Annotated in this window: 4 protein-coding genes; all 4 read left to right on the top strand. The window is 35.4% G+C overall.

All coding sequences use genetic code 11. The annotated features are described in order from the left end of the window. Nucleotides 1-428: 428 nt before the first annotated feature. Nucleotides 429-1,097, top strand: coding sequence for a hypothetical protein (locus I5907_RS21550; RefSeq protein WP_196992935.1), 669 nt, complete (start codon nt 429-431; stop codon nt 1,095-1,097). Between the two features lie 247 nt (nt 1,098-1,344). Beyond that, the gene (locus I5907_RS21545) at nt 1,345-2,277 is read left to right on the top strand and encodes a restriction endonuclease (protein ID WP_196992934.1); all 933 of its coding nucleotides are present in this window, start codon (nt 1,345-1,347) and stop codon (nt 2,275-2,277) included. Nucleotides 2,278-2,434: 157 nt separating this feature from the next. Next, entirely contained in the window at nt 2,435-2,704 is a 270-nt protein-coding gene (locus I5907_RS21540; protein WP_196992933.1) for a hypothetical protein, read from the top strand. A gap of 16 nt (nt 2,705-2,720) precedes the next feature. After that, on the top strand, nt 2,721-3,017 hold the full coding sequence (locus I5907_RS21535) for a hypothetical protein (RefSeq protein WP_196992932.1): 297 nt from the start codon (nt 2,721-2,723) through the stop codon (nt 3,015-3,017). The last annotated feature ends 182 nt before the right edge of the window (nt 3,018-3,199 follow it).

The following is a 3,199-nucleotide window of genomic DNA, read 5'->3' as shown; positions in this document are numbered from 1 at the left end:
ACGATGGAAAAACTATTATTACACCGCTAAACTAAGCGAGGTAACCATGCAATCAACCTGAGCAGCCGACGCACAAAAAATATTTTCTTAGCTGTAAAGGGCACGAAAATATTTTTCGCCAACCCACAGGCAAACGACGTAAAAAAACAACCTTATTCAGGATGTATTATCTTAGTCAACCAATAACAGGATTATTAACCAAAATCAGTCAACTTTTTTCAGGACGGGTCAAGTGCATATCCAGGCTTTATATCCGGCGGACGGAATTCTGTTGGGCAGTAGTTCTAAACTTCGGCATTTAGTTAAAAATTTAGCTTCAGTTCCGGGCGGACAGTTGGTTAATTCCCCAACTGCACAAAGCCTCGAACGTTGTGTGTAATTTTTCCGACACAGCAAAATGATTTCAACCCTATAATTTTAAAACGAACATGAGAGTTGGAGACATTTATAAGACTAATTGGGGAGGCAACTGCAAAATATTAATGTTCGACGACAGCGAAACCTTTTATCAGCCCGTTGACGAAAACAATGAATTAATATATGCTAAGTATAAAACCCAAAATTATTATCGGACTACAACTGATTTTTTCAAAGAAAACTCAACAATTCTTCGAAGATCAGAATTAACTAAACAAGAAGAACTTATTCACCGACCTGATTTGCCGTTAAAACTAAATTGTTATAAAGAAACATTTTGGACGACTGATAAATTTGAAACAATAAAAGAGTTTAAAAAATTTCTTGACCAGCAACAAATTAATTACAGAACATTAGAAAATTTATATACTGACAAAATTGTTGTCATTCCTCATGGACAACAAAGTTCAGATAAGAAACCAGTAATATTAGAAAACAGCAAAGGAGTTTTTGAAGGACTTGAGTTAATGTTTAATTGTTTCAATATTCAGCAACCATATGTAAATCCAGACAAACCATATTTTTCAAGGTTCAGACTAATAACGCAAGGCAGAGAAGAAAAACGGCTTACTGGATTTGGCTTATATAGACTGGGGATTAAAGGAAATGTCCCATCTTTTTATTTAGGTGGCTACAAAAGTTTGCTTGAATTGGAAATAGACAAGAATCTGATTGTATAAAACTACACACAACATTGGTATTGTTACAAGTGGGGATGGACGTTGAAACATCGGCTGTTTGCATCGCTGTACTTTGGTTCGGGCAGACCGATATCTATTTGCCTTTTTGTTGTTAACTTCAACTTTAGTTTTTCAATTGGGCAGTGGTTCCGGGCTGGACATTATAAAATATCCCACCTGCAGCAATACCTGCCCGTTAGCAGTAATTATATCGAACGATAACCCAAAATAGAAAACAGACAAATAAATGGCAATTCCAGACTTTCAATCTTTCTTTTACCCAGTCTTAAAATACAGCTCGGAGCATAACGAAATTTCCTTGAATGAAATCCGTGAATTTTTGACGCAACATTTTACACTATCAGACGAAGATAAAGCTGAACGTGTTCCAAGTGGAGCACAAACAAAGTTTGACAATCGTATTTATTGGACTAAAAGTTACTTCTCAAAAGCCAAACTAATTGAAAATACAAAACGTTCACATTTCAAAATCACTGATAGAGGACGTAGTTTTTTAACAAAGTTTACCGACTATATTTCAATCAACGACCTTAAAACAATTGGAGAATTTAGAGAATTTAACGAAGGCACAACTTCAACGGACGAACAAGACACGAAAATCACAACCATAGCTGATACTGTTGCGATAATTGACACTAAAACACCATTAGAAAGACTTGAAGAAAGTTACCAATTCATAAAACGGGAATTAGCTTCTGACCTTTTGGAAAAAATTCGTGGAAACACTTGGCAATTTTTTGAAGACTTAGTTATTGACCTAATGGTTAAAATGGGGTATGGTGGCTCACGAAACAAGGTAGGAGAATCAATCAAAAGAACAAATGATGAGGGAATTGACGGAATAATAAATGAGGACAAACTTGGCTTGGACGTAATTTATTTACAAGCTAAAATGTGGAAAGAGGAAACAAGTATTGGGAGACCTGAAATTCAAAAGTTTGTTGGAGCTTTACACGGACAACGAGCAAAAAAAGGAGTTTTCATAACGACAAGTTCGTTCGCAAAAACAGCAATTGAATATGTCAAGTCAATTGACCCAAAAGTAATACTAATTGACGGTGAAACTTTGACAAATTTAATGATTGAATATAATGTTGGCGTTACAGGAATAGAAACATATCAAATTAAAAAAATTGACTTAGACTATTTTGAAAAATAACTACTGCTAACAGGGGTTTGGCAAAATGGGGGCAGAAGTGCTAAACTGAACATTTGTACTTCTATTGAGCTTTTGTGCTAAACTGAACATTTGTGCCTCTAAATCCCCCACTTCGCCAAGCCCCAAAACGTTGGGCGAAATTTTCAGGCACCTTTTTATGCAAGGAAAATTGATTAACATAAGGACAGATAAATTTTCTAAAGACGAACTCAAAGTAATAGAAGACTGTATCAAAGAATGGAACTATGACTGGATTGTAGACATTGTTTATGTAGGCGAAAGCAGTTCAGAGAATTTAGATGTTAGCTTTACTCTCAAGGAAGATGACTTAGGAGAGTTTTTATGGATGGATGGTTTTTGGTTGCGGACACGAATTTACATACAGACACTAATAATGTTTATTATCACAAAGTTGGACGAAATCTGAATAATCTCAATTCTAAATGAAGTACATACCAAACGAAGCATGGGATGATTTTACTAACCAATATATATCTGGCGATTTATGTGATATTGCTCAAGGACTTGTAACTACTCTAATTTTAATTGTTCCTGAAGCACGAGTAGACACATTTAAAAATAGCAAGCTGTTTAATGATATGAGACAAGACTATTATAATTTGGTCAAACAATATACAGACATTAAAATATCAAGACCTGATGGTATTACTATGTCTATTGTCACAAAGGAAGACTTTGAAGGGAAATCGAAAGGAAGTTGGTATAATTTCTTTAGATGACATCGCCCAACATTAGGTTTTATGCAAGTTGGGCATGACCAGCAAACATCAGCAAATTGTGTCTCGTCCTGAAATAGGTTGACTAAAAATCAACCAAATCATGGATTTAAAAGAACAGATCATTGCGGAGTATTTAACGCAAGGCTGCGGCTTCAGGAAGCTGGCAGCAAAGTATGGCATCA

The sequence above is a fragment of the Panacibacter microcysteis genome (genome assembly GCF_015831355.1).
Taxonomy (GTDB): domain Bacteria; phylum Bacteroidota; class Bacteroidia; order Chitinophagales; family Chitinophagaceae; genus Panacibacter; species Panacibacter microcysteis.
The sequence above is the reverse complement of the archived record's forward strand: the minus strand, read 5'-3'. Positions and strand labels throughout refer to the sequence as shown.

Coding starts and splice junctions, on each gene's coding strand:
- I5907_RS21550 (WP_196992935.1), top strand. CDS start 429: ATGAGAGTTGGAGACATTTATAAGACTAATTGGGGAGGCAACTGCAAA.
- I5907_RS21545 (WP_196992934.1), top strand. CDS start 1,345: ATGGCAATTCCAGACTTTCAATCTTTCTTTTACCCAGTCTTAAAATAC.
- I5907_RS21540 (WP_196992933.1), top strand. CDS start 2,435: ATGCAAGGAAAATTGATTAACATAAGGACAGATAAATTTTCTAAAGAC.
- I5907_RS21535 (WP_196992932.1), top strand. CDS start 2,721: ATGAAGTACATACCAAACGAAGCATGGGATGATTTTACTAACCAATAT.